General features: G+C 45.9%; 18 protein-coding genes. 8 read left to right on the top strand and 10 right to left on the bottom strand.

The features are described 5' to 3' along the window. Nucleotides 1-48: 48 nt before the first annotated feature. Both ACOJR9_RS01965 and ACOJR9_RS01960 read right to left on the bottom strand, forming a co-directional pair. Nucleotides 49-3201 carry an efflux RND transporter permease subunit gene (locus tag ACOJR9_RS01965; protein WP_420934748.1) on the bottom strand — a complete coding sequence of 1051 codons (3153 nt, stop codon included), beginning with the start codon at nt 3199-3201 and terminating at the stop codon, nt 49-51. After that, nucleotides 3201-4451, bottom strand: coding sequence for an efflux RND transporter periplasmic adaptor subunit (locus ACOJR9_RS01960; protein WP_420934747.1), 1251 nt, complete (start codon nt 4449-4451; stop codon nt 3201-3203). The genes ACOJR9_RS01965 and ACOJR9_RS01960 overlap by 1 nt, the downstream gene beginning before the upstream one ends. A 111-nt stretch (nt 4452-4562) precedes the next feature. Between ACOJR9_RS01960 and ACOJR9_RS01955 the strand changes: the two genes are divergently transcribed. The 4 genes from ACOJR9_RS01955 to ACOJR9_RS01940 all read left to right on the top strand — a co-directional run bounded on the left by ACOJR9_RS01955 (nt 4563) and on the right by ACOJR9_RS01940 (nt 9148). After that, complete coding sequence (locus tag ACOJR9_RS01955; protein ID WP_420934746.1) at nt 4563-5207, top strand: TetR/AcrR family transcriptional regulator; 645 nt, start codon at nt 4563-4565, stop codon at nt 5205-5207. 207 nt (nt 5208-5414) lie between these two features. Beyond that, complete coding sequence (locus ACOJR9_RS01950; protein WP_032095200.1) at nt 5415-6428, top strand: aspartate carbamoyltransferase; 1014 nt, start codon at nt 5415-5417, stop codon at nt 6426-6428. Between the two features lie 4 nt (nt 6429-6432). Continuing rightward, entirely contained in the window at nt 6433-7713 is a 1281-nt protein-coding gene (hemL, locus tag ACOJR9_RS01945) for a glutamate-1-semialdehyde 2,1-aminomutase (protein ID WP_420934745.1), read from the top strand. 352 nt (nt 7714-8065) lie between these two features. Next, on the top strand, nt 8066-9148 hold the full coding sequence (locus tag ACOJR9_RS01940; protein WP_420934744.1) for an adenylate/guanylate cyclase domain-containing protein: 1083 nt from the start codon (nt 8066-8068) through the stop codon (nt 9146-9148). Between the two features lie 56 nt (nt 9149-9204). On the opposite strand, the gene ACOJR9_RS01935 is transcribed toward ACOJR9_RS01940, so the two are convergent. From ACOJR9_RS01935 to glnK, 4 genes are all read right to left on the bottom strand, one after another. Then, the gene (locus ACOJR9_RS01935; protein WP_420934743.1) at nt 9205-10137 is read right to left on the bottom strand and encodes a Dyp-type peroxidase; all 933 of its coding nucleotides are present in this window, start codon (nt 10135-10137) and stop codon (nt 9205-9207) included. A gap of 148 nt (nt 10138-10285) precedes the next feature. Next, the gene (gene ggt, locus ACOJR9_RS01930) at nt 10286-11968 is read right to left on the bottom strand and encodes a gamma-glutamyltransferase (RefSeq protein ID WP_420936023.1); all 1683 of its coding nucleotides are present in this window, start codon (nt 11966-11968) and stop codon (nt 10286-10288) included. A 289-nt stretch (nt 11969-12257) separates the two neighbouring features. Next, nucleotides 12258-13505, bottom strand: coding sequence for an ammonium transporter (locus tag ACOJR9_RS01925; protein ID WP_420934742.1), 1248 nt, complete (start codon nt 13503-13505; stop codon nt 12258-12260). Between the two features lie 32 nt (nt 13506-13537). Next, nucleotides 13538-13876, bottom strand: coding sequence for a P-II family nitrogen regulator (glnK, locus tag ACOJR9_RS01920; protein WP_032095165.1), 339 nt, complete (start codon nt 13874-13876; stop codon nt 13538-13540). Between the two features lie 304 nt (nt 13877-14180). On the opposite strand from glnK, the gene ACOJR9_RS01915 reads away from it, so the two are divergent. The 3 genes from ACOJR9_RS01915 (at nt 14181) to ACOJR9_RS01905 (ending at nt 17116) form a co-directional block, all read left to right on the top strand. Beyond that, nucleotides 14181-15152 (top strand): hypothetical protein, encoded by a 972-nt coding sequence (locus ACOJR9_RS01915; protein ID WP_420934741.1) that lies wholly within the window; start codon nt 14181-14183, stop codon nt 15150-15152. A gap of 179 nt (nt 15153-15331) precedes the next feature. Continuing rightward, nucleotides 15332-16252, top strand: a complete 921-nt coding sequence (locus tag ACOJR9_RS01910; protein ID WP_420934740.1) for a DUF808 domain-containing protein — start codon at nt 15332-15334, stop codon at nt 16250-16252. Nucleotides 16253-16795: 543 nt separating this feature from the next. Then, on the top strand, nt 16796-17116 hold the full coding sequence (locus tag ACOJR9_RS01905) for a hypothetical protein (RefSeq protein WP_420934739.1): 321 nt from the start codon (nt 16796-16798) through the stop codon (nt 17114-17116). Between the two features lie 273 nt (nt 17117-17389). Here ACOJR9_RS01905 and mrcB read toward each other — a convergent pair whose 3' ends face one another. Beyond that, entirely contained in the window at nt 17390-19750 is a 2361-nt protein-coding gene (gene mrcB / locus ACOJR9_RS01900; protein ID WP_420934738.1) for a penicillin-binding protein 1B, read from the bottom strand. A gap of 290 nt (nt 19751-20040) precedes the next feature. On the opposite strand from mrcB, the gene ACOJR9_RS01895 reads away from it, so the two are divergent. Further along, nucleotides 20041-21243: a lytic murein transglycosylase gene (locus ACOJR9_RS01895; protein WP_420936022.1), complete on the top strand. Its 1203-nt coding sequence runs from the start codon at nt 20041-20043 to the stop codon at nt 21241-21243. 131 nt (nt 21244-21374) lie between these two features. Here the strand turns inward: ACOJR9_RS01895 and ACOJR9_RS01890 are convergent, their stop codons facing one another. The 3 genes from ACOJR9_RS01890 to hrpB all read right to left on the bottom strand — a co-directional run bounded on the left by ACOJR9_RS01890 (nt 21375) and on the right by hrpB (nt 26910). Then, nucleotides 21375-22586 carry an HDOD domain-containing protein gene (locus ACOJR9_RS01890; protein WP_420934737.1) on the bottom strand — a complete coding sequence of 404 codons (1212 nt, stop codon included), beginning with the start codon at nt 22584-22586 and terminating at the stop codon, nt 21375-21377. A 9-nt stretch (nt 22587-22595) separates the two neighbouring features. Further along, nucleotides 22596-23882 (bottom strand): EAL domain-containing protein, encoded by a 1287-nt coding sequence (locus tag ACOJR9_RS01885; RefSeq protein WP_420934736.1) that lies wholly within the window; start codon nt 23880-23882, stop codon nt 22596-22598. Between the two features lie 424 nt (nt 23883-24306). Then, complete coding sequence (gene hrpB, locus ACOJR9_RS01880; protein WP_420934735.1) at nt 24307-26910, bottom strand: ATP-dependent helicase HrpB; 2604 nt, start codon at nt 26908-26910, stop codon at nt 24307-24309. Nucleotides 26911-26991: the final 81 nt, after the last annotated feature.

Here is a 26991-nt window from a genome sequence, read left to right as displayed (position 1 = left end):
TTACCTAAACCGCTTGCTACCCAAACCAATCATTCTGTGGCGTTGTTTTTATTCACTCACTAGCATTTTGTGCTGATTGCGCTTGAAAGCGGCCACAATAGTTGGCGTAAATACCAATGAAAGAATGACCGAGAAACCCACGCCGCCCGCAATAACCACAGCCAGTGGAGGCCAGAAGCTCCCCTCACTGAATAACAATAGCGGTATAAGTCCACCCACCGTGGTAAATGTAGTCGATAATATGTGTCGGCTACAGCTCATTGTTTCTTCCACTATGGCTTTCGTGTCCCCCTGCTTTGCTTGCGGGTTAGCATTAATTGCCGCTATCACCACGATAGAACCATTGATAGCAACCCCGATAAGTCCGGCGCAGCCGAGCAACGGATTAAACCCTATGGGGAGTCCGGAAAGCCACAAACTGAACATACCAAGACCAACGGATAAAATCGCGACTAGCCCAATCACTCCTGCCATTCTTAAACTTGAGAAAGTGAGAATAAGCGTTGTAATCATTAATACCAACAATACAGGCGCGTAAGTCCCAAGCTGACCTAACGCTTGTTGCTGTTCATCGGCATCCCCTGCTAAATGAATTCGATAGCCTTGGGGTAACACCAAATGCTCATCGAGCTTCTCTCTTAACGTATTGCTCGCATCTATTGCCGGTACATCGGGTAATAAAAATGCTTGAATACGATTAAGGCGCTCGCCGTTAACACGGGTAATACTGCTAGTAGCGGGCTGTAGAGAAAGCGATGTCACGGCCGCCAGAGGAGACCACGACAGGACACTGTCATTGGCCACAGGTATGGGCATAGAGTCGACACCGGAAACATCTTGTCTGAATGACTCAGCCAACCTCACTCTTACGGGAACCTCCTCAGTACTTTCTAATACTGATCCACCGGTGATCCCAGAGAAGTTGATTTGCATCTGTGCAGCAAGATCGGCCAAAGATATCCCTAAATACGACAAGCTATCGCTATCTGTAACAACATTAAGCTCTGGCTCCCCCATAGAAATGCTGGCTATTGACTGAGAAATGCCGTCAACCTCTGACATCAGCGCTCTTACCTGCTCTCCTAACTCGTTCAATACGTTTAGGTCGGGCCCAAATATCTCGACTTCCACCGGTGCAGCGATGGGCGGCCCCTGCCCAAACCCTTTCACTACAATTTGAATTTCTGGGTATGCGCTATCTAAATCTTGCTGCAGCTTGCCAACTAACGATGATGCCCCCTCAACGGTGTTAGTGGTTATCACCGCATTAGCAAAATACGGCATGTTATCTCGTGTCATGGTTTGATTGTAATACACCGAAGGCGCCGAACCGCCCACTAGCCAAGTGACTTGATTGACGCCCTCGTACTGGCGAATTTTGGCATCAACATCCAACGCATAGTCGGTTGTATTGTTAATACTGCTGCCTTCTTTAGTCCAAAGGTACACTTCAAACTGATCTCTGTCGGCACTGGGGAAAAACACATTCGCTAAGCGCGTAGACAGGGCAAAACCTGATAGGCAGAGTATGCAAATAACAGAAATAACGAGCTTCGGCTGTTTTATCCAGCGTCCTAGCTGGCGACTGAAAGCTAACGTTAACGCCGGTGCCTGAATGCCCACCTGCCACCACGAAGAACCAGCAGCTTTAGTTGTGTCCACTGCAGCGCCATCGTTTTTAGGCAAAAAGCGCGCTGCCAACGCGGCAATAACCGTAAGAGAGATAAACAAAGAGCCAATTAGGGCCATTACCACGCTGATGGCGATAGGCCCAATAAAGTCGCCAATGTTCCCATTCAGCAAAAATATTGGCATGAAGCCCAACACCGTCGTAAGAGTTGAGGCGAGTAGCGGTGCGAATAAATGCGCGACACTTTTCGCCATTGCCCCTACTCGGGTCAGCTGAGGGTCTTGTAAATTGAGCCGAATTTCATCTGTTATTACGATGGCATTATCAATGAGAAGACCGATGGCGATGATCATGCCAAAAATGGACATCTGATGAATTTGTTCGTTATAAAAACTCAGCGAGAACAACGTGAAGGAAGCACATAGCGGAAGCGCCAACCCCACAATCCATGCAGCCCTAAAGCCCATAAAAAGTAGAATAACTAACATCACTACCGCACAACCCATCAACAAATTCATTGATAAATCGGCTAAACGGGTGGCCGTGTATTCGTTTTGTTCAAAGGCAACTGACGCGGTAAGCGTACCGTCAAAATCGCGATTAAACTGCTCGACTTCTGCAAGGGCATTTTGAGTCCACACGTCGGAGCGTAAAGAAGGCTGCATTCTAGCCGCAACAAAAATAGACTCTTCGCCATCTAAAAATGCAATTTCACTGCGTGGCGTACTGTAACTACGCGTGACGCTCGCAATGTCTTCAACGCGCAAGTAGCGACCGTCGCGATTGACTAATGGAACCGATGCAATCATATCAACGCCGGTGAGCCCCTCGCCCACACTAAAGCGTAAGTTACTCTGTTGCGTGTTTAACATGCCTGCGGGCAGCTTAGGGTCTGCATTGCGGATAATATTGCTAACTTGCTGCAGTGTTAAACCAGTGGCCGCTAACTTAATGGGGTCTACGCTTACGCTCACTTCTTCGTTAGGCTCACCATATACCCTAACTAATTCAGTGCCGTTAACGTTTCTAAGACGATCAGTAAGCTCTTCAGCAAGGCGAGACATGACTGTGATAGGCGTTGTGTCTGGATATTCGGCGCGAAGGGAAAGTAGCAGCGTAAAGGCGGTTGCCCCGCGCTTTTCATCAAAGACAGGGTCTAAGGCACCCTCAGGGAAAAGGGCTGAAGCAGCCCCAATGGCATCTCGTATCTCACTGAATAGCTCTTCGTTAGTGCTATTATCGACCCAGTCTTGGGTTTCTATTAGAATGACTGAAATACCCGCCCGGGATGTAGACTTTACTTCTTTGATTTCAAATATTTCTCGCAGCCTGTCCTCTAAAACATCACTGACAAGCGCTTCGACACGCTCTGCCGACGCCCCAGGATACTGGGTAATAATTAACGCATTGCGCGTATCAATCCTTGGGTCTTCAATACGTGGCAACGAGCCCAGTGCTGATAGTCCGGCAACCATGATGATCACTAAACTTAACACCAGCAGATGTCCCCGACGATAAAAAAGCGTGTACCACGGAAAGTCTTTCTCTATACCAGCGTGAGGCGTTTTCATTACTGTGCTCCAGCGTATTGCGCGCTGTTTTGACCGTCGCGTTGAACACCGCTTTCTAGGGCACTGCGCTCAGAGTAAGATTTACGCTCTGTTTGTGTCTGCGTTTGGGTTGATACACTGGCAGCGGATACGCGCTGTCCAGGGGACAGCTTGTGAGTACCGTCTACGATATAGCGTTCCCCCTCTTTTAGTGCCCCACGGACGAAGGCGCTGTTCCCGTCGGTGTAAACCACCTCGACCACTCTTGCTTCAATTGCTGTGCCACTCTCATTATGAGCTGTACCGCTTAAAACAAATACTCGCCACAGGCCCCTCAGCCCGTTGCTCAATGCCGTCACCGGAAGCCAGCTTCCTTGTTCATCGTGGGAACGTACGCCAAACAAAATAGCCATGTCGCCAGGTCGTACTTCATCATTACTGTTCAGAGTTACCAAAACGTCGACTGTTCTAGTTTGTATATTTCTCACAGCGAGGCGTTGGGTTACCACGCCCTCCGCATTTTGCTCGCCAATTCTGATAATGACAGGCTCACCAATATCAAACTGGTCAATAATATCTGCCGGCACAGCGAAGCGAGCTTGAAAGTGTTCGTTACTCGTAATACCAACAACCGCCATTGTGGCGTTAACAACACTTCCCTCATCAAAGAAACGTCCGTTGACTTGACCGTCGAACGGCGCGTAAAGCACAGCTCTATCAAGTGCCACATTCATCGAGTTAAGTGATGCTTCAATTTCGTCTACCCGAGCATTAGCCACACTAAGGGAGGCTTTTGTTTCATCCAGTCGCTGTGCAGACTCTAGTTTTCTTTCTACCAGTGATTGAGTTCGATCATTATTGATATTGGCCAAGTTTAAATCTGCCTTCACTCGCACCAAAGAGGCCTTAAGTTCCTCTTGCTGTGCTCTTAAACGCTGAGTATCTAGCCGAGCGACAACATCGCCCTTTGACACCGCATCACCCTCTTCAACCAACACTTCCTCTATTTGACCGCTAGTATCAAAAGACAGTGAAGTTGACTTTGGAGATTCAACTAAACCAAATACGCTTATTGGCGTTTCAAACTGCTGTTGCACTTTTATGGTGCCGGTGACAACCGACATTGGCGCTCGAGCTTGAGGTATCTGCGCGGCATTACCTATTCCAGCCGCCACCAACAGCAGCACTAACGCGGCAGTGAAAACGACGATTGCAATGTATAGGGATGCGTTACTTGCCGTTGACGAGGTGTCAGCAGAATTCATATTCATGTTTTTACACTCGGTGATGATGTTTGCAAATGCATACTGCGATGCTAGTATATAAATACTAGACCGTCCAGTATGATATTTATATATTCTTTCATTTTGTAAGCGAGGATCATGGTGTCGCAATTAAAAAAACAAGGTAGGCCAAAAAGCGAAGAGAAATCTCGGCTTATCTTACAGGCTGCATCGCGACTTTTCTTGAAAGATGGCTTTGCTAACACCTCTATGGACGGCATTGCTAAAGCCTCTGGCGTTTCAAAGCAAACGGTTTACTCCCACTTTGATAGCAAAGACGTCCTTTTTCAATCAGCCATATCGTCTAAATGCAGAGCATATCAGCTAGATACTCCTGAAATTTTTGAGTCCGCCTTAAAGAAACCGAGCATACTAGACTGCCTTTACAGAGTTGGAAGTCAGTTTATACGCCTGATTCAAGACCCTGAAACTGTCGGCATTTTCAGAGTTATTATCGCCGAGGCAGTGAATAACTCTCACGTGGCGTTGCTTTTTTATCAAGCCGGTCCCCAACGCGCACTAGACTCTCTAGGTCATACGATTTATCAGTTAGGCAAAGGTGACATAACGCAAGAGCAAGCAAATCAACTTGCCGTTGATTATTGCGCACTTTTGAAAGGTGAATTTCACACCATGGTGTTGTGCGGAATCCACCCTGCCATGGACGATGCACAGATTCACAAGCACGTAAGCCAAGCGGCAGAAAAAATATCAGTATTGTTTGCTTATTATCGCGATAGATAATGTCCATGGTTAACTGCAACAGAAAGAGTCAATTACATTCCCATAACATGAATATGGCGCCTTGATCTTTGCTGTACAAATTTTAGGCTTGACGGGAAGATTTTATTCGCTAATAAGCTCTGTAGGCCCAGTGTTTACTGCTTAAAGATTACTTATTCTGCGGTTTGTTATACACTAGCGGCGTTTTCGTTAATGATTGAGTGGCTTATGTCTGACTTTACTGGTAACCATATTCTTTCGGTTAATCAATTCGATCGGGAGGCCATTGAGAAGGTGTTCTCAGTAGCCGATTCCATGCAACCTTATGCAAGACGAGAAAAACGCACGACGGTATTAGAAGGCGCCATACTTGGTAACCTTTTTTTTGAACCCAGTACCCGTACTCGCGTGAGTTTTGGTACCGCCTTCAACTTGTTAGGTGGTGAAGTACGAGAAACGACCGGAATGTCGAGTTCAGCGCTGGCAAAGGGTGAGTCTCTTTACGATACCGCAAGAGTACTAAGTGGTTATTCCGATATTATCGCCATGCGTCATCCAGCAGCCGGTTCTGTGGCGGAATTTGCTGAGGGAAGCCGAGTCCCCGTCATTAATGGCGGCGATGGTGCAAACGAACACCCTACCCAAGCTCTATTAGATCTGTTTACGATTAAGCGTGAGTTAGAATACAACGGCCAAGGTATTGATGGACTGCATATCGCGATGATCGGCGATTTGCGCTATGGACGAACTGTGCATTCATTATCCCGTTTATTGTGTTTATTTAATAATGTTCGTTTTACCTTAATATCGCCTCAAGAATTAGCCATGCCGCAACCTGTCATTGATGCTATTGAGCAAGCGGGTCATCAACTTACTATCACCGATACCCTAGAAGGCAGCATGGATGCGGACATTTGCTATCAAACTCGTATTCAGGAAGAGCGATTCCCTTCGCAAGATGAAGCCAATAAGTACCGCGGAAAGTTTCGGTTAAATCAATCGATTTACACACGACACTTTCAGTCTAAGACCGTCATCATGCATCCACTTCCGCGAGATTCTCGTATGGAAGCCAACGAGCTAGACAACGATTTAAACCTTAATCCAAACCTAGCCATTTTCCGACAAACCGATAATGGTGTGTTGGTAAGAATGGCCTTATTTGCTCTCACTCTTGGTGTAGAGCATTTGGTCACAAAATACGAACGTGACGTCGTTTGGTACAGCAATAAGAGTAAGTAATTACATGACAAAATCTGAAACACTATTTGCCCGAGCTCAAATCACCATTCCAGGTGGTGTAAATTCACCTGTGCGCGCTTTTAAAGCGGTAGGTGGAACGCCTCGCTTTATTACTAAAGCAGATGGCGCATATATGTGGGATGTAGACGGTAAACAGTACATTGACTACATTCAGTCATGGGGTCCAATGGTATTAGGGCACAACAACCCTAAAATAAGAGAGGCCGTTATAGAGGCTTCTTACAGCGGTTTGTCGTTTGGCGCGCCTACCGAAGCCGAGGTCATTATGGCTGAAACGGTTAGCAAAATGGTGCCGTCAATGGAGATGGTGCGCATGGTAAATTCAGGCACCGAAGCGACAATGTCAGCAATACGGCTAGCACGTGGCTATACGGGCCGAAACAAAATTGTGAAGTTTGAAGGCTGCTATCATGGGCATGCCGACTCGCTGCTAGTAAAAGCGGGCTCAGGTGCTCTGACACTGGGTGTGCCGAGCTCTCCTGGCGTACCCGACAATGTGGCGGAACATACGCTCACCGTTGAATATAACAATATCGAATCGGTTAAAGCGATCTTCAAGGCACATGGCGACGACATTGCCTGCATAATTGTCGAGCCAGTGGCTGGCAACATGAATTGTATTCCGCCTGTAGAAGGCTTTCTTGAAGGCCTTCGCGCGGTATGCGATGAATATTCAAGTGTACTTATTTTTGACGAAGTCATGACGGGCTTCCGTGTGTCTCGCGGCGGCGCACAAGAACGATACGGTGTAAAACCTGACCTCACGTGTCTTGGTAAGGTCATCGGCGGCGGCATGCCGGTAGGCTGCTTTGGCGGTAGAAAAGATATTATCACGCACATCGCCCCAACTGGTCCCGTATACCAAGCAGGAACGCTCTCGGGCAACCCGGTAGCCATGGCCGCTGGCCTTGCGGCTATGGAGCAACTGCAGCAGGAAGGCCTCTATGACTCAATTTTTGAGAATACGCAGGCGCTAGTAGATGGCATGCAGGCACTGGCCGACAAGCACAATATTAGTCTAACTACTAATGTTGCAGGCAGTATGTTTGGGTTATTCTTCACCGACGTTGAGAAGGTAACGAATTACAAACAGGCCATTAATTGCAATACCGAGCAATTTAATAAGTTTTATCACGGCATGCTGAACGAGGGTGTATACCTAGCCCCTGCCTCTTATGAAGCAGGGTTTGTATCTAAAGCCCACGATGCCAGTGTCATAGAAAAAACACTCGCTGCTGCAGATAAGGTGTTTGCTTCGCTGTAAGGCATTTGTGAAGTAGCCCTGTCTGTACTAATGCTGTGTGCACAAAGCCGGTATACCTAGAGAGCACATCAAATGCTGTGCCCTCTAGTAACCAGTGTAATCATTTATCGGCCCTTTAATAACTGCGCTCTTTGTTATTGAGGGTCTTTTTTTGATCAATCTCTTTTCTCAACTATTGTTCACTTGAATTACACTACGGTATACGTTTACCTTAGTGACAAGAAGGCACTTACAAGATTCCGAAATTTTCGTGCTATATTTTTGTATTATATTGTTAGTACGCTTTTGTTCACACTTTCTTGTATTAATGTCTTCATTCTCATTATAAAGTCACTTTGAATAAGAATAGCTAATGTCATCTATGGAATGGTTTTTAGGAATAGGGATAGTTTTACTCCTCGTCTATAGCGCCGTTATCACGGTACTGCTTGTTCGACGCAGTCGCCGATTTGCCCGCAGAGTAGCGCAATTTAAAAAGAACAGGCGCAATACTGATTTAAGTATCGAAAAAGAGATTAGGTTTCAAGAAGCTGCCGATGAAGCCCTGCGATTGAACCAAACTTTTCAAAAGTTTGTGCCCAAACAGTTTGTAGAGCATATGGCCAATACTGATGTAGACAACCTTGGTTTGGGCTACGCGTCAGAAAATGAAGTCGCTATCATGTTTTGCGACATTAGAGGGTTTACTGGCTTTTCTGAGCGCATAACACCTCAAGAATTGATGAATTTCCTCAATTCTTACTTTACCCGTATGAACGACCCCATTCACCAAAACAGTGGTTTTATCGACAAGTTCATGGGTGATGGAATAATGGCCTTATTCGACCATCCCGGCGGTACGGCAAGAGATAAAGCTATTGATTCTTTAAACGCCGCACTGGATTTAAGAAAAGCACTCACCATATACAATGGACATAGAAAGAATAGCAACTATGCCGCGGTCAACATGGGGATCGGGATACACTTTGGCAATGTAATCATGGGAACCGTAGGTTCAGATGATCGCATGGACACCACGGTGATTGGTGATAGTGTTAATATTGCTTCACGCCTTGAAGCACTAACCTCCAAATACCGAGCTGATATAATTGTGAGTGCACAGGTACTGCAAACCTTAGGGGCAGGCTATCCTATTAGGACTCGCTTACTCGATTGGGTAAGAGTAAAAGGCCGTCAGGCACCAATTGAAATCTATGAGGTATTAAGTCACCTCAGCGACGCTGAGCAGGAGACAAGACTCTCGGTTCAAGCAAAAATTGCAGCGGGTCTAGCGTGTCGTATTAACAAGCAGTGGGACGAAGCAATTGCCTATTTTGAAACCGCGTTGGCGGTTAATCCAAATGATACCCTAGCTCATCATCATATAGATGTATGCCGAATTTATCGAAATATAGACTTAGATGACGACTGGGATGGCGCTCTAGTGCTGCAATAAGGATGTTGCGATAAGCGGATAGACGTTTGGTTCCTATCCAGACTCTGTATAGTCGCTTAATCATTATTAGGTAGCATTGCCTGCGCTTTTATAAAGTTAACAGAGGGTGCAAAGAACGCCGCGCCGGTCTCTGCACTCGTAAAATCTAACCACCGATCGTAATCCCCTTCTCCATTGCCGTATATCTGACTTTGTAACATATGCTTAAAGGGTCGCGCACTTGCGCTACAGCAAACAAAGAATAAACCTTGGGACGCCATATCTCCGTAGGGCATCCCCTGCTTCATAAGTTTAGACGCTTCATCACCGTCAGATGAGCTTGAAGCGCGAACGCAGTGTGACGAGGGGGACTGTTCAACACTAGGTAGATTGTGTTGCTGAGTGGTTCCCATTGTTTGCTCTTTTTGGCGGTCAGACAGACTATTCCAACGCCTGAGATCATGTCGATATCGCTGTACATGTAAGTAGCTTCCTCCATGAAAATCAGGGTCGTCTTCTTCGCTGATGATGGCGACTTTTCTGCGAGCAACACCCCTCGGATTGTCGGTAGCATAAAGAAAACCGTTAAGGTCGCGACCGTCGAGGTAGCGAAACCCCCGTACCTGTTCTACCAGCTCAACATGAATGCGCAATAAGTCCATCACCTCGATACCGACAGCGTGGCAGATATCAAGTCGGTCCGCTCGAATCTGGATAAACAAATCGCAAGGTGTGCTTGGCGCGCTTCTGTCTTCACATTGCATATCGGGGAAAGGAGCAAGTTCAACGGGAATGAGTCCTGGATAAACATCGGCCCAATAGCTGGTTCCCACCGCAATAACACCGGTAACCATGGCTTCGTAATGCTCATTTTCAAAGTGCTCGAAAATATCGAGCACCCTCGCTAATTTTGCTCTTACGGCTTCGCTGTCCTCATCGACAACATTGAGCATCAAATATTGCGCATGCAAATTTGGCTCTGCGCATATGCCTTTTTGTGGTTGTGTCATTGCAGCTCTTGTTATTATTTGAAGTTTTCTTAAAGCACTTATAAAAACTACTCATTCAAACAGCGCTTATTAACCGTTATTACAGATGTTATACGAATCCTGTTACAGGCGGTTAAATCCCTTGCTGTGACGAGTATTGTCAGTGTGCTTAATACCCTGCAGCTTGTCCATCTTTTCTGCTTTCAGAAGCGCCAAAATACACGCCTTTTTTGGCATCCCAAGCGATTGCTTGATAGCCGCCAAACGCACCCACTACGCGCTGAAGTTTATGGCCTCTCTCCATGAGTTCTCGCTGCACCGCCTCATCGAACCCTGACTCTAAGCTTACATAGCCACCGTCTAGCATTAATTCACCCGTTGGACTGCTTGAGCCACTGTGAAGAATGCGCGGTGCATCACCGGCTTCTTGCAAGTTCATACCAAAATCCAGAATATTAACGATGATTTGTGCGTGCATTTGAGGCTGTGTGCCACCGCCCATTACCCCAAAGCTCATCACGGGACGACCGTTTCGGGTAACAAATGCCGGAATAATAGTATGAAATGGACGTTTGCCGGGGCGATACTCGTTGTAGTGCCCCTCTTCTAGCGTAAACATTTCACCTCTATTTTGCAGTACAAAGCCTAAACCTGGCGGCGTCATACCCGACCCCATTCCGCGATAATTACTTTGAATTAGCGAAACCATATTGCCGTCTTTATCTGCCACAGTTAGGTAAATAGTATCGCCCTCATAAATACCTGCATCTACCCGCAACGCTGCTTTTTCCATATCAATGAGCGCCTGTCGCTTTTTGGCATACTCTTTTGAAATCAACCAATCTACAGGAATATTATTAAAGTCGGGATCAGCGTAAAACTTTGCTCTATCTTCAAATGCGAGCTTTTTGGCTTCTACAAAGGTGTGAATATAATCGGCAGAGTTAAACCCCATGCCTTCTATATCGTAGCGTTCAAGCACATTAAGGATTTGCAGTGCGGCAATTCCTTGTCCGTTTGGAGGCAGCTCCCACACATCGTAACCACGGTAATTTGCCGATACTGGCTCAACCCATTGTGATGTATGAGACGCTAAATCTTGATAAGAAAGAAATCCGCCCTGAGCGTCCATATACGCATCAATGGCGCGAGCAATATCGCCTTTGTAAAACGCATCACGACCGCCGGTCGCTATTTTTTCATAGGTAACGGCAAGCCCAGGATTCTTGAATATGTCGCCTTTTTTGGGCACATTGCCGTTGATGAGGTAGGTCTCAGCGAAGCCATCGTAGTGGCCTATTCTGTCTTTGTTCATTTGCCAGTAATACGCGATTAATTCAGATACTGGAAAGCCATTTTTGGCGTATTCGATAGCAGGAGTCAAAAGAGTAGACATAGGCAACTTGCCGAACTTTTCATGTAACTCAAACCAGCCGTCTACCGCACCAGGAACGGATACAGGTAAGGGACCAAACTTAGGGATTTTGTTTAACCCACGCTCTACAAACACCGCTTTAGTCAGCGAAAGGGGAGAACGGCCTGATGCATTTAAACCAACTAGCTTTTGTTCACTGGCATCCCATACAATGGCGAATAAGTCTCCTCCTATACCACTACCTGTAGGCTCAACTAGGCCAAGCATAGCATTTGCTGCAATGGCAGCATCCACAGCACTTCCACCTTGCTTTAGCACATCCAGAGCAACTTGCGTTGCTAAGGGTTGACTGGTTGCCGCCATGCCATGCTGTGCTATAACCTCCGACCGACTGGCAAATGGCTTGCCCGTTACTCTGTCATACGCCTGTGAAGACGATACACAAAGCGTGCTGCATAGTGTAATTACGAGCGTCATCGCGAAAAGTGAGTGTGTTAGTGTAGCTCTCATCTCAGTAGCCCCGTCGTTTCTCTTTTAATCCAAAGCACGTTTTTTATAAACAATGTTGGTGTGCTTACGTTTGTCACTGGCAGTTTCGTGTCGAAACCTCTTTGAACTTCCATTTCTAGTGTAGCGTTTAAGGCGCAATACGCCTAGGTTTATCGCAGAACGAAAAAAGCCTCGCAAATGCGAGGCTTAAGTGATGATAGTTAGGCATTATTCTATTTTTTTCGCTGCCTACATCAATGTGAATTACTACGTGTGTTTATGAGCGACTGCTAGTGAAGTCTGGGTATGCTTCCAAACCACATTCGCTCATGTCTACACCGTCAAACTCTTCTTCTTCAGTAACACGGATACCCATGGTTGCTTTAAGCGCTAACCACACTACTAGGCTGGCCACGAATACCCAAACAAAGATAGTTGCCGCACCAATAAGCTGACCAGAGAAGCTTGAACCGTCGTTAGTAATTGGAACAAGTAGAAGACCAAGTAAACCAACAACACCGTGAACTGAGATAGCACCTACTGGATCATCAATCTTAAGCTTATCAAGACCAACAATGCTAAGTACTACCAAAATACCACCAAGGCCGCCGAATAGTGTTGCTTCTAGTGGGCTGGGCGTAGAAGGCTCTGCGGTAATAGCAACCAAACCGGCTAACGCACCGTTTAATGCCATTGTTAAGTCAGCTTTACCGAATAAAATACGCGCTACGATAAGCGCAGCAATAGTACCACCGGCTGCGGCTGCGTTAGTGTTCATAAATACGATAGCAACAGAGTTTGCACTTTCAACCGTTGCAGTAGCAAGTACTGAACCGCCGTTAAAGCCAAACCATCCCATCCACAAAATAAATGTACCTAGGGTTGCGAGAGGCAGGTTAGCACCTGGAATAGCATTAACTTTACCATCTGCGGTGTATTTACCTTTACGAGCACCAAGAATTAACACACCCGCCAGTGCAGCTGCTGCACCTGCCATGTGAACAATACCCGAGCCTGCAAAATCTGAGAAACCTAGATCGCCAAGCGTGTATAGACCGAATACCGCTTCACCACCCCAAGTCCATGCACCTTCCATCGGGTAGATGAAACCTGTCATTACCACAGTGAATGCTAAGAAAGCCCATAGCTTCATACGCTCAGCAACCGCACCAGACACGATAGACATAGCCGTTGCAACGAAGACGACTTGGAAGAAGAAGTCAGCAGAAGGCGCATAAGTAGCAGGCTCTTCTGCGACACCCGTTGCGCCGTCGCTTAAGATGCCGCTGAGGAAAGGCCCCCAGTCGCCACCGCCGTACATGATTCCGTAGCCGCAAACCATATACATAGTGCAGGCTATGGCAAATAACGAGATATTTTTAGTCAGAATTTCAGTAGTGTTTTTGGCTCTTACTAAGCCAGCTTCAAGCATTGCAAAACCTGCAGCCATCCACATGACTAGCGCGCCGCAAATTAAGAAGTAAAAGGTATCTAGCGCATACCCAAGTTCAAAAGTGATTTCCATTATGGTTTTCTCCGCAAAAATATCGTTGTGGCTTACAGCGCGTCGGTATCCGACTCACCAGTTCGAATACGAACGGCATGCTCTAGGTCGTATACAAAGACCTTACCGTCACCAATTTTGCCCGTTTTGGCAGCACCAACGATGGCCTCGACCAAACGCTCTACCTGATCGTCCTGTACGGCAATTTCCAACTTTACTTTTGGTAAAAAATCTACCTGATATTCCGCGCCGCGATAGAGTTCGGTGTGACCTTTTTGACGTCCAAAGCCTTTTACTTCGGTAACGGTTAAACCGTCAATCCCGATTTCTGAAATGGCTTCACGAACATCATCTAGCTTAAACGGCTTGATGATAGCAGTGACTAATTTCATGTGATGCTCCCAGTTTATTGTGATTATTCTGCAAATATGCGTACTTGACGAATACTATACCAAGAGCCATGCCATAAATAATTATGCATTAAAATCAGTTAGATAATCGAAATCAGAGGAAGATAAACCAAAAACAACGCACCAATAAGGTGCAGCGCAGAAAGAATGCCCAACAATAGCGCGCACACGATCGATTCACCAAAAATTAAGACGAGTAGAAGCGCGTATTGACCTTCTCATATCCCGTCATCCGCGCTCGGGGGCTTTTGAGGCAAAGCAAATGGCTTAGCCTTGCTGAACGAAATTGAGTCTGTTTATCGCAAGGGAAAAGAGCATAAGGTCGCAGCGTATAAAAGCTGAAAAAAGTGGAACTATCATTGGGTTACTCGGTCTGTTAATTCTAATGAGCACCAGTACAGTAATGTTTTTCGCGCCCGAGCGCCCCTTACAACACCATGCACGCAAACAGCGTTATGCATGGCGTACGGCTTTGGTGTCGCTGCTTATTCATGCTGGGGCAATCATCACAGTTGTTGTAGTAAGCCAGTATGGTATTGAAAAAAAGAAAGCAGCTATTGCCAGCCTTTCCCCTGCCCCCACAATACAGGCCGTGCTGTTTCAGCCACCTGCAAAAAAAACTATTGAGCCTAGCCTATTATTAAACAAAGAAGCAGTTAACGAGGAAGTTGTAGACGAGGAAACGGCAGAAATAGTAAATAAAAATGCAATTGAGGAAAAATCAACAAATAGCGAAATACAGCCCCCTCAAACGGCTGACACTCTGGACAAGCCAAACGCTGAGCCCGAGCAGTCTACAGAAACTAAGCCCCTGCCAGATGCTCACCCATCACAGCTAGAAGAGGCACTTTCAAAAGAAGCACCTCTAGAAGAATCACCTTCCCAAGTATCGAAGCCGAACGTTAACCGTGAAGCCGGTCGTTTAAATGTGTCTAGCGCACAAGCCGCGGCAGACTATTTAGACAGCTATAATGAAGCCCGTATTGGTGAAGAGTCTGCTAATGCGGCTTCATCTTATACAACAAATAAAAACAGCCCAAACATTATCGACCCCAGAAAAGGCGAAGATAGAGATGCAAAGCTATATAATCAGCGTCCAGTAAAGATAATAAATTGCAGTAGTACCACAAATAAAGTAGCTCTAGTACTTAGCAGTTTGGGCGGCGGTACCATGAAGTGTTCTAAAAGAAATGAATACCAGCGGTTTATCGAGGCCCGGATTAACAAAACACCTGAAAACGATGACCAATCGAATTAACACATTGCTACCGTAATGTTGTGTTGCCAAACATTGGCATTACGGCGTATTCTGCCTATCTAATAATCGAGGGCGTGTTGATCTTTGCTGTACGTTTAGCCCAAAACTCGTACAACAAAGATCAACACGCCCTAGTAGCCTAATGATTTAATCACTCTCTCATTAAAAAGGAATAATCTGTGGCTGGAGCTAATCTACTTGCCTTACTCGACGATATTGCCACCTTAATGGACGACATTGCCACTATGTCAAAAGTAGCAGCCCAAAAAACCGCTGGCGTTTTGGGTGACGACTTGGCGGTAAACGCTGACCAAGTGCAAGGTATTAAAGCAGACAGAGAATTGCCTGTTGTGTGGGCCGTGGCAAAAGGGTCGTTGCTGAATAAAGCCATATTGGTGCCTGCAGCCCTAGCCATTAGTGCCTTTATCCCTTCGCTCATTACCGTACTGTTAGTGTTAGGCGGGCTGTACTTATGCTTTGAAGGGGCTGAAAAACTGTTGCATAAATATCTTCCTCACGATGACCAACTTCAAGAGCGGGAAGCGCGAATAGAAGCCATTGCTCATGAAGATGTTGATATGGTGGCCTTCGAGCAAAAAAAGATAAAGGGCGCAATACGCACCGATTTTATCCTGTCAGCTGAAATTATAGTGATTGCCTTAGGCACCGTTAGCGACGCAACATTAATAACCCAAGTGGGCGTTTTAATTGCATTGAGCTTAGCCATTACCGTTGGCGTATATGGACTAGTAGCAGGCTTAGTAAAAATGGACGATGTGGGGCTTTATATGCTGCGCAAGTCGCTCACCGGCACTATGAACACTATGCAGCGCTTAATTGGACGAACTCTTCTTGTAGCAGCTCCGGCTATTATGAAAACCCTTGCGGTGGTAGGCACCATAGCCATGTTCCTCGTGGGCGGCGGTATCCTCACTCACAGTATTGGTTTTTTGCATCACGTAACCCTGTGGGCAACAGAGCTAATGCCTAGTGCTGAATTTGCTATGTCTATTTTAGCCGATGGGGCTGTTGGCGTGGTGGCGGGAGCTATTATTGCTTTTGCGGTAGCAGCGATGTCTAAGCTTAAAGCTTCATCGTAGCTTTTACTGCAACGGTAACCTAAATTATAATCCTGCTGATCGTTAGCCTTCTGACAAGGAAGGCCTAACTTGCTCTCTTGCCTCATTGTGGTATTGGGTACCTACCTTTTTTCGAACCTTACTTCTTACCCTATTTTAGTAGAGTTAATCCAACAGAATAAATCCAAAGGGCAAAACTAGTAGGCCAAATTTAGTAGGTCATAGTTGATAGCTCGTAATTAGTAGGGCATAGACCGTATTTCATTAAGTAGATTCAATTAGCCAAATTAAGATTGGCGAATTTCACCAAGTCAGTTTCAAAAACACTACTTTTTAGTCTTCCACTATTCATCTCTCGTTCATCCCCTTTTATGCCAAACAAACTAAATCAATAAAATCATAAAGTTAAGGCAGAAAATAAAAGTGGCACAACACTCGCAATACGTTGATGGTAATGAGAAACAAACTTTCTCTACGTTAAGAATCACGAGTTTTAACAATATCGAAAGCTGCCACGCAGTATGTATCAGTGCAGTGTTCAACTTTTATTAATAGGAAAATATTATGTTTACGCGTCGCAACCTTATCACTGCATTACTGCTGACTTCTGGTACTTTCAGCGCATCATTAATGGCTAACGACAATGTCTCTGCATTGCAGTCGCATACCGACTACCTAGTGGCAAGCGCCATGAACGAGGTTAAACAAGAAACATCAACACGTATTACGTTTGACGTGATGACGGCAAGTCACACGTTCGAGCCAAACGCAAGTAAGACAGCTACATTAATTGCTGATATACACGTTGTGGATTTATTGATAATGCCACTCTCGGACGTGTCTTCAGACGATTCGACTGTAGCGTCTGACGATAACGATGCGTAAGGAGTTAGTCATGATTGCTGCCAGTACCTTACTGATGTTAGTACTTGGTCCTTTCATTGCTTTCGCAGTGAGCGCTATCGCTTTTTCGACCGCGCGCCTGTTTTTTCAAAAAGGACATTAACCATTTTTGTTCCCAAAGCCTCCCTGGGCTTTTAGCTCCGGTAGAAGATAGACATTACGCAACAAGTATTAGCCCTTCTTAGGGAATCTCCTTAGGGAATAAAGAACCCTAGTGTAAATATTTGCTTTCTATCTTCTTACTGGAGCATTTTTTTATCCAAATATACGTTCCCACCAGCTTTTCTTTTTACCGTCGTTGGCATCGTCTACCGGACGCCCGCTACAGTCTTGTTCTGGTGGAGGAAGCACATCTAGTATGGCCGGAACGCTCAAACTTCCAGCACACCCCGCAACAACCACTGCCCCTGTTTTTGCATCAAAGTGGGCAATACCTAAACCTCTGGGAAATCTTCTGGAAAGTGATTTGGGCGCTTGTGACTTCATATAGTTAACAAACACTGGCAGTGCACCGCCAGCGCCGGTTAAATTCACCGATTGATTATCATCATTACCCACCCAAACCGTCACCACATGATTTCTATCGAAACCGCTAAACCAACTGTCGCGATAGTCGTCTGTCGTACCCGTTTTGCCCGCCATATTAACGCTGCCAAAGGTGGCCCCAACTCGCTTTGCCGTACCTTCTGTGGTGACTTTATAAAGCGCATAATTCAATAGATAAGTGGCCGCTTCATCTGCTCGTTGGGAATAAAACTCTGCTTTTTTCCACAGAAGCGCGTTTTCCGATGTCACTACCGAAGTCACCGTGTGCAGTGGAATATAGCGTCCATCATTAGACAAAGTTTGATACATTTGGTTAGTTGCAAATGGCGTTAATTCAAACGCCCCAAGTGTCATTGAAGGCACTTTTTCTAGGGGTGTACTCACCCCAAGGCGCTCTATGGTATCGGCCAGTGTATTTAAGCCCACCTGCATGCCTAAGTTAACAGTTGGAATGTTGAGTGACTCTGTCAGTCCCTGCAATAATGGCACTTGCCCTCTAAATTCTTTGTCGTAGTTTTGTGGCGACCACGGTTTACCATTTTTACTTTCAAGAGTAATAGGCTTATCTTCTAAGGGCGTTGCCAAATTAAACTGAGCGGGGTCTTCAAGGGCAGTAAGGTATACCGCAGGTTTCACTAACGACCCTATGGGACGCTTGGCGTCTAACGCTCGATTAAAACCGTTGTACGCGACATTCCTATCACCGATGATCGCTCTGACTTCACCTGTTGCGCTATCGGTGACCACCATTGCACCCTGTAGTGCAGCCTTTCTGTCTTTTTGAAGTCCATCTAAGGTAGTGGACAGAGCCCGCTCCGCGCGGCGCTGTGCAACAATATCAAGGGTAGTAAATACTTTAACCCCTGAATCTCTTAAGCTGGGCTCTGCTAATATTTCGTTCAGCTCTCTACGAACTTGATCCATAAACGCAGGGTGCTTTCCACTGGCTAAACTTGCGCCGCTTGCTAAGCTAAGAGGCCTATTCACGTAACGTTCGTATTCATCGCGATTAATCTCATTTTCGTCAAACAACATGCGCAAAACCAAGTCTCTTCGCTCTTTAGTGCGCTCTGCATATTTTCGAGGATTGTAATAAGACGGCCCCTTGATGATAGCCACTAAGGTCGCAATTTCAGGAACGCTTAATTCATTGGCAGGCCTGTCAAAGTAGAAGTAGCTTGCCAAGCCGAAACCGTGCACGGCCATGTTGCCGTTTTGGCCTAAAAAGACCTCGTTTAAATAGGCTTCAATTATCTCAGATTTGCTATATCGAGCGTCGATGATCACTGCCATTATCGCTTCTTTCGCTTTTCTGACTAGCGATCGCTCTCGGGTTAAAAACATATTTTTGACCAACTGTTGGGTTAGCGTGCTGCCGCCCTGTACGGTTCTTCCGGCAGCGATATTCGCCACCAAGGCACGCACCACTGAAAGCGGGGCTACCCCGTGGTGATTATAAAAGTTACGGTCTTCTACCAACGTCAGAGCTTTTGGCAATAATTCGGGAACAGTATCGAGTGACACCAACATGCGATCTTCACTAGAACCACTTGTCATGCGAGTTACCAGCCATGGCTCAAGCCTGATTGTGCCAAACGGTCGCTCTTCCGTTTTATCGTAAATTTCTGACACCTTCGCCCCTTCCCAAGTGACAATAAGATGTCTTAAAGGCTCTGCTCCGTCTGGGAACTGAAACGCTCGACGCTGAACAGTTAGCACTCTATTTTGATAGCTGTACTCACCACTATTGTTGGCAAATGCCACTTTTCGATAGCCTAAAAGATCTAACTCATCAATGACCTCTGATGGCGTGATTTCTTCGCCTTTACTTAGGCTTAGTGGGCGCGCAAAAATTTGTGCGGGCACTTCCCACTTGTTGCCTGAAAAGCCTTTTTTGATTTGTGCATCGAGATAGAATGCATATGCACCAAGTACCACAAGCGCAACTAGTGATAGTCGCCAGAAAGCACCGAAAATCCGGCTACCTTTGGTTTTTTGCTTTGTGTTTGAATTGCTTTTTCTTGCTGTCTTTTTTACTGTTGAACTACTATTTGATTGTCTTTTTGCCACGAGGAAGCGCCATAAAAAGGTAAGCGCGTACCGCTTACCGTCCCTTAAATTAATGCTGTGAACATTACCACTGCGCCCTTGATGCAACAACAGCTAACCAACATCTAAACAACAGCAGCTGCAACAAACCCTGACCTACAATGGAATTTAGCTCGCACTTTGCAGTCACAATGCGATAGCATGCAAGCAAGTAACAAAGGAAATTTACTATGCGTTCAGCTTTTTCATCATCAATTTTTCCATCGACAATGCCGTTTGTAACCTGTCGCCCTGCGCGCTCAGCAATACGGATGATTTCATCTGTCTCTTTGGCCCTGTTGATCACAAGCGTTTCTATTTCATCTGCCAGCGCGAACGAAAACTTCGCCTCCTGCACAGCACAGCTTGAAAAAGAAGCGATGCAACAAGGCGTTAGCAAACAAACTATAGATGCCATTTTTCCTTCATTGGTACATCAAGATAACGTGATTAAGTACGACAGAAGTCAGCCCGAGTTCGTGCAGACCTTTCCGGGTTACTTCAGTAAACGAGTTACCGAGTGGCGCACCAATAAAGGCAAAGAAATGTACGCGAAGCACAAAACCTTACTGCACAAATTAAGTGACGAGTATGGCGTGCCGCCACATTATCTGCTGGCATTCTGGGGGTTAGAGACAAACTTTGGCAACTACAAGGGCAAGATGCCGGTACTCGATTCTCTGGCCACATTAGCCTGCGATAAACGCCGCAGCACGTATTTCACAAAAGAGTTTTTAGTCGCGGTTAAGCTGTTTGAAAGAGAAAAGCTAGAGCGCGAAGAAATGGTAGGCTCTTGGGCGGGCGCCATGGGACACACTCAGTTTATGCCCTCGGCATATACCCATTACGCCATAGATGGTGATGGCGACGGACAAATTAACCTGTGGGCCAGTGAAGAAGATGCACTGTCTTCTGCTGCTAACTTTCTTGCAAGCTTAGGATGGGACGCCGGTTTTCGATGGGGGCGGGAAATTACGCTGCCTGAGAACTTTGACTATCGACTTTCTGGCTACAAAAACCGCCAGCCTCTTAGCCAATGGAATGCTCTTGGGGTAACTCGAGCAGACGGCAGCGAACTGGGTACTGCAGATACCTCTGCCTATGTCATCGTACCTGCCGGTCACGAAGGGCCTGCATTTATCGCCTATAAAAACTTTAGAGTGATAATGCGATGGAACAATTCTGAGTTTTACGCCATCGCAGTCGGTGTTTTAGCTGATAAGATCACCGGAGCCTCAGGCATAAAAGCCACATTGCCAGACCTTCCTGCTTACAGCAGAAAGGACATCATTGCGCTACAAAGCAAGCTAAACACGCTTGGTTTTGATGTGGGTCAGCCCGACGGAATTATAGGGCCCGCCACCCGCGAAGGCATTCGCAATTATCAGATAGCGAATAGTATGATTGCAGATGGGTTTCCAGGGCTAGACGTAATGAGCGCTCTTGATGTTACGCTAGATAAACACGCTTCATAGACTAGTTAGGATAAGCGCTCGGTCTAGCAGCCATGGGTATTTTCTCCTGAATTTACCCTGACTATTCAGCATTGTTTTTAAGGCCTGCTTTCTGAGTAGAGCCTGAAAGCAGCAGGCTGAATTACCAGTGATTATTTGGGCGCAGCTAAATCAATGTCCTCGAGTGGGTTTTCTTTAAGCGCATTGAGCGCTGGGTACCATTGGGCATAATCATCCATACTTACTACATCTGCTAGCGCCTCATTAAAATCTTCGTACGCTAGGCGACGGGCGAGATAAAACACTTGAGATGCAATAAGTCCTTCAGCGCCCTCTGAATCGTCTGACTCTTCCGACTTTTTTGCTCCCTTACAAGCGCTCAAAGTACTTGCCACTTCACATGACGCCGAAAGAATATCTTCCACCAATCGCTCTTCTATTCCCCATACAGTGAGAAGATAGTAGGTGATAAGTGCACTAATGGGCTTCGATGAAGACTGTAGCTCTACATCATCTGCAGTTTCAGGTGCATCTACTAAATACAGCTCGCCAATACAGGCAAGCAAGCTCATCGAAAATGAATACTCTGCCTGATCTCGCGAAAAGCCTCGCAACTGCATCAGTCGAGTTGCAATAAAGGCAGACGAAAGTGCTCGTACCACAACACTCCGATGTAATTTACTGTCGATGTTGTAAGTTTGGCTTAGGCTAGAGGCAACTGCTATAGATGCAATGGTATTCAAACCAAGCCGCTTCACTGCCTTATTCACAGAGGAGACCTGCCCGCGAAACCCAAGAAAAGGAGAGTTTGCGGCTTGCAGCACGTTTGCCACCAGCGTTGGGTCTTTTCCTACTACCTTAGCCACGTCATCGAGTTCGGCGTCCTCACGTTTAAGAAGCTTGTCTAACTTCTGATAGGTTTCGTTAAGCACAGGCAACCCTTTTAATCTTCCAAGAGCCTGTCTTACCGAAGCACTTAAGGGAAGTGATTTTATGCGCACCACTCGATTGAGTACATCACTGATATCATCGTGCTCGAAAGGCTTTGAAATAAAAATGTGCACATTTGAAGCCACTAACTCCCTCATATCAACCCGCGTATCACCGGTCATTAACAATCGAATGGCCTCTGGATTGTGAGTCCTGCACTCAAGTAAAACGTCATCACCTCTTGTACCAGGCATAAGTCTATCGCACATAACGAGATCGGGCTTTATTTCACCCTGCTGAATTTTATCGAGAGCTTCCTTTGGAGAATTAAAAAGATGGACTGACCATGAAGGTGCCAACCTTCTCAGCAATCTTTTCATTGACCTGAGGATCAATTCTTCATCGTCAACAATGACAACCTGATTACTTGACATCCTATCTCCTTAGATTAAGTAAGGCTGTTGTGCCAACACTTTCAACAGCTGATTTTCTGCAAGCGGTTTACTATAATAAAATCCTTGCAGTTCCTCACATCCCATGTCTCTTAAACACTCTGCGTGCTGAGATACTTCTATACCTTCGGCAACCACTTTCATGCCAATTGACTGCGCCATCACGATTAAGTTTTTTACCACGTTGTAGCACTTATCTTCACTATCTACTCCCGCAATTAAACTGCGATCTAATTTAACCACCTTCGCCGGCAAATTAAGAAGATAGTTGATAGCCGTATGCCCGGTACCAAAGTCATCTATGGCAATCTCAATACCTAACGCTTCCAAGCGCATGAGCTGTTTACAGCATCTATCAAAGTCATCAATTGCAACTGACTCAGTTACTTCTACGCATAGGTGCTCGGGCACTAGTTCTCCGGTCGCTACCAGGGTCTCCACGACATTCACAAACTCATTATCAAGCAACTGCTTTGGCGACACATTAAAAGCAAGCGTAAAACCGTCTAATAACGTAAATGTTTGCCATCGCATCTGAAAACGGGCGGTTTCTCTTAATACCCACTCACCAATACCACGAATGAATTCGCCTTCTTCGGCTATTGGAATAAAAATCTCTGGTGATATTGAGCCGTAACCCTCAATACTCCAACGCAGTAAACTTTCTAAACCGACAATTCTTCCCGTTTTTGCGCATACTTTTGGCTGGTAAACTAGGCTAAATTCATCTTCAAAGATTGCAGATTTAAGACGATCTAGTAGCGCGCTATGTTGACTGGAGTTAGCTGCAGGGCCGATAGCTGTGCACGAGTTTGTTGCAGAGACGCATGCTGACTCATCGATTTGCTCAGACGTTTGTGGCTGATTATTCATCGCTACACTAAGAAGGTGGCTTTTATTTCGCTTTTCAACACCAATACCAACTTCGTCAAGCAAACGTTTGTTGTCCCACGGCTTACGCAAGAAGCGCTCTGCCACATCATCGTTCATGCACTCTATAACATCATCAATGTCGGCATCACCGCTCAATATAAAATGACAGGCAAAAGGTTGATGAGGCTGCGACTTACGCAGGAACGCTACGCCGTTCATTTCTGGCATACGGTAGTCAGCAATAATGACATCGAACGATTCAGCTTTAACCATAGCTAATGCATCTATCGGACAAGGCGACGTAACGACTTGATAACCCGCATACGTTAGCACGCGACTTAATGCGCGAAGCACGCTAGTTTCATCGTCCACGAGCAATATCTTTGAATGCAGTTCAGGCTTCATAGTCTACTCATCGCCCCTACTGTTACTCCTGTAAGAATACACCAACTAACCGGATAAGTGTTAACCCGCGCAGCGTGGATTGCGCTCATGCTATCCACCTTAGGTCAACACGCTTAAAACAAGCTATACGTATAAAATGCCATGTATCGCTAAAAACGCGCTATTTTTATTACGCTTCCTATTTTATCACCTAAGAAAAAAACATATTCAAGTTAATAAATTACATTTACGACATTTGCGACACAAGAGAGTGCTAATTACGTTAATAAAAGGTATTTTTTAACGAAACCATCTACTTAAATATGAAATTGAATAGATAATAGTCAGTTCAAGGTTTAGCATTGAGGTAACAGCGTGAATAATAAACCAGAAAGGTATGTCATGACATACAACTTTTGTCGGTAAGTTTTTAAACAAGGAATAGCTATAAATGCTTTTTAATTTTTGATGTTGGCTTTGCTAATGCGGGATCATCTGGCCAGAAATGCTTTGGGTAGCGTCCTTTCATCTCTTTTTGAATTTCCTTGTAACTTCCCTTCCAAAATGTGCTGAGATCACTGGTTGTTTGTAGCGGCCGGCCGGCCGGAGAGAGTAGCTCACACACCACTGTTATGTGCCCATTGCCAATAACAATGGGGGCAGACTGAGAATACATTTCCGTTAACTTAACGGACAGTACTACATCGCCGCTCTCTCGATAGTCTAAGGCAGCGTCTCGCCCAGTGGGAATGCGTACCGTCATGGGCAAAAGTGTTGCAAGAGCATCTTGTTGTGCCCAAGTGAGTCCATTATTAAGCGCCGCTTTCCAAGGTAGACTATGTAACATTTTTAACGATGAACATCGCGCTAAATGACTTGCAAGTCCCTCTTTGGCCTGGTGCACAACATCAGTTAACGATTTAGGCCACGGTGAGCCACCATCAAACGACTGCGGCTGAGGTAACTCGCACTGTGCAGCTAATTTAACTCGGCGCCACCATTGCCAGTCGGCTTCAGACAAGGGCCATTCTTTGAGCGCAAGAGATTCAAGGTAGCCTAACCATGCCTCAACAGTAGCCTGCTCCCAATACGCGCTATCTTTTGAGCGCGCATCTTTAGAAACTGGCAGAATTTCTAAATCGATATCATAAAACCCTGTTATGGTTCGCGCCTCCATTAGACCGCTGACACGATTGAGCCTAATGCTGCGCTGTTGATTAAACGCATTTGGAAAAACGCTTCTTAACAGCGGCTCTGAAATAGGCTGAGCCTGACGGATTTTTACCGTATTATCGATATGCTGCCCATGCAGCACAGCTAACCACTGAGGCGGGGTTGTCGATGGCAAGCCGCTGATTTGTGCTCCCTTTCCACTTGCAAGCTTATACTCTTGAATAGGTTGACCAGCCCCACCAGCTTTTTTTCCACTTTGGTGCGATGCAGATTTCGCTTCTCGTAAAAATGCCACCTGCAGTGGATAAGCAATAGCAATACACAAGCCAATAGCGTCATCGTCTAGTGCAGAAATGGATAAACCATTACCTTCAATGCCAACAAAGCGCCCATAACGTTTTGCTTGCAATGTTATTTGTGTCCGTTCTGCTGCACTTAATGCACGAAGTAACTCACTCACCAGCGTCGTATTTTGCCCAATAGATCTGCTCTCGCTTAATGCCACTACAAAAGGTGCAGCAGTTCGCATTGCGCGTTGCAATGATTTTTCTAGGGACGGAATTCCTTTTTTACACACGAGGAGGAGATTGGCAAGGTGTGGCTGGCAAGGCAATTCTGCGACCTGTTTTCCGTAAGCTGTAATCGACAAACTCTCGTCAATACACTGAATGCGCGCCAGTTTTTTCTGAGCAATAGCTTCCTGATTGGCAGTTGGCGGCGTAAGCAACGCTAACTCATGCGGCTTACTTCCCCATGCGTAGGTATCGAGCAAAAAACTGCTAATATCTTCTCGTTCAATTTGCGCGGCACTATGGCGCTCCAAACGATCAAAACTTTCTTGACTGCACAGGCGATAACACACCCCTTCACTGACTCGCCCAGCCCTACCTGCTCGCTGTGTTGCCGAAGCTTGGGAAATTCTCTGCATTGTAAGTTGAGTCATATCACTTGCCGCGTGGTATTGCGCGCTGTTTTCCCAGAGGCTATCTACTACCACTTTAACCCCTTCAATAGTCAAACTGGTTTCGGCAATATTGGTCGCCAAAATGACTTTTCTCCGGCCTTCACTATCAGCCACTAGAGCTTTCTGTTGAGCACTTTTCCCTAACGCACCATATAATGGATATACGCCTACATCTTGAGTTTCACTGAACGAGTTTAGCTCTCGTGCTACTGCGTTTATCGTTGCGCGACTTGGCAAAAATACCAGTACATCCCCTTCGTGACGTGCAACAGCACTTCTTACCACCTGCGAAGTGTTTGCAACTATGTCTTTAACGAAGGTGTCTTTGTAATAGAAAATCGCTACGGGATAGGCACGCCCCTGAGTGTTGAGATGACTGATAGGTAAAGCACTGTGCTTTTCAAGTAAGCGGCTTAGGGGCTCTAAGGCAAGCGTGGCCGACATAACAAGAATACGTAAATCGTCTCGAAGCCCCGCTTGCACTTCTAGCGCAAGTGCCAAGCCGAAGTCGCTGTGAATACTGCGCTCGTGGAACTCATCAAACACAATTGCGCTAACGCCTGTTAACTCAGGATCGGTTTGAATCATTCGTGTCAGTATGCCCTCAGTAATTAACTCAATACGAGTTTGTGCACTAACCTTACTTTCACCCCGTATTCTATAGCCTATGGTTTGCCCTACCGACTCGCCAAGTTGCTTGGCAAGGTAGTCTGCCAAATTTCTGACTACTACCCTTCTTGGCTGCATCAATAATATTTTGCCATCAAGGATTGAATGTAATAGTGAGAGAGGCAACACCGTCGATTTACCCGCGCCAGGGGGCGCACCAATCACGATATTATTGGTAGCAATTTCTTTGGCTAACCCGTCGATTAGAGAAAATGCGGGTAAATGGGATAAGTTATCTAGCATATGTGACTTTCAATTAAGGTAATGAATCAAAATATTGGATTAGGGTTACAAATGAGAGTAAATCGTTGAGCGCATATTACA

It is taken from the genome of Alteromonas ulvae (assembly GCF_048987005.1).
Lineage (GTDB): Bacteria > Pseudomonadota > Gammaproteobacteria > Enterobacterales > Alteromonadaceae > Alteromonas.
This window is presented reverse-complemented; position numbering and strand designations above follow the sequence as displayed.

Coding starts and splice junctions, on each gene's coding strand:
- ACOJR9_RS01925 (WP_420934742.1), bottom strand. CDS start 13,505: ATGGAAATCACTTTTGAACTTGGGTATGCGCTAGATACCTTTTACTTC.
- ACOJR9_RS01935 (WP_420934743.1), bottom strand. CDS start 10,137: ATGACACAACCACAAAAAGGCATATGCGCAGAGCCAAATTTGCATGCG.
- ACOJR9_RS01965 (WP_420934748.1), bottom strand. CDS start 3,201: ATGAAAACGCCTCACGCTGGTATAGAGAAAGACTTTCCGTGGTACACG.
- ACOJR9_RS01885 (WP_420934736.1), bottom strand. CDS start 23,882: ATGAAGCCTGAACTGCATTCAAAGATATTGCTCGTGGACGATGAAACT.
- ACOJR9_RS01890 (WP_420934737.1), bottom strand. CDS start 22,586: ATGTCAAGTAATCAGGTTGTCATTGTTGACGATGAAGAATTGATCCTC.
- hrpB (WP_420934735.1), bottom strand. CDS start 26,910: ATGCTAGATAACTTATCCCATTTACCCGCATTTTCTCTAATCGACGGG.
- ACOJR9_RS01950 (WP_032095200.1), top strand. CDS start 5,415: ATGTCTGACTTTACTGGTAACCATATTCTTTCGGTTAATCAATTCGAT.
- ACOJR9_RS01905 (WP_420934739.1), top strand. CDS start 16,796: ATGTTTACGCGTCGCAACCTTATCACTGCATTACTGCTGACTTCTGGT.
- ACOJR9_RS01895 (WP_420936022.1), top strand. CDS start 20,041: ATGATTTCATCTGTCTCTTTGGCCCTGTTGATCACAAGCGTTTCTATT.
- hemL (WP_420934745.1), top strand. CDS start 6,433: ATGACAAAATCTGAAACACTATTTGCCCGAGCTCAAATCACCATTCCA.
- ggt (WP_420936023.1), bottom strand. CDS start 11,968: ATGACGCTCGTAATTACACTATGCAGCACGCTTTGTGTATCGTCTTCA.
- glnK (WP_032095165.1), bottom strand. CDS start 13,876: ATGAAATTAGTCACTGCTATCATCAAGCCGTTTAAGCTAGATGATGTT.
- ACOJR9_RS01940 (WP_420934744.1), top strand. CDS start 8,066: ATGTCATCTATGGAATGGTTTTTAGGAATAGGGATAGTTTTACTCCTC.
- ACOJR9_RS01960 (WP_420934747.1), bottom strand. CDS start 4,451: ATGAATATGAATTCTGCTGACACCTCGTCAACGGCAAGTAACGCATCC.
- ACOJR9_RS01955 (WP_420934746.1), top strand. CDS start 4,563: ATGGTGTCGCAATTAAAAAAACAAGGTAGGCCAAAAAGCGAAGAGAAA.